Raw genomic sequence first — 511 nt, forward strand, 5'->3', positions numbered from 1 at the left:
TAGGTTTCGTCAACCTGCATCTGATCGCCGTCCATGTAATCTCCGCGATCCTTTAGCCAAGTTTCCCGAATGCGCTGCGCGAGGAACCACGCCGTCTTCTGGGTAACACCCAACTCTCGGGCCATCTGTGTGCTTGGGATGCCCTTGCGCGCGCTGGTCAGCATGTAGATCGCCAGCAGCCACTTCTGGAGCGGCAGGCGGCTTTCGGCCAAGACCGTGCCGGTGCGAACGCTGAAATGCTTCCGGCAATTCTTGCAGCGGTAAGGCATCGGCTTGTGGCCCTTGACCTCTGTCACGTTGACAGAACCACAGTGGCCGCAGACCGGCTCTTTACTCCACCGCTGCGCCTCGAAATGCTTTCGAGCGGCTTCCTCGTCAGGAAACTTCTGGAAGAACTGGAATGTCGAGAGCGTCTCGGGGTTCGTCATGGCACGGGCTCCTTCTGGAACCTTTATAATCTAGCTAGCCACGACCGCCAAGCGAAATTTGGCTAGTTATCTATATAGTCCCC

At 57.1% G+C, this 511-nt stretch carries 1 protein-coding gene; it reads right to left on the reverse strand.

The genetic code is table 11. From position 1 onward, the window contains the following. On the reverse strand, positions 1-428 hold a 428-nt coding region (locus tag H5395_RS18455; RefSeq protein ID WP_182794010.1), incomplete at its 3' end, for a transposase. Between the last annotated feature and the right edge of the window lie 83 nt (positions 429-511).

Source organism: Paracoccus sp. MC1854 (assembly GCF_014164635.1).
Classification (GTDB): domain Bacteria; phylum Pseudomonadota; class Alphaproteobacteria; order Rhodobacterales; family Rhodobacteraceae; genus Paracoccus.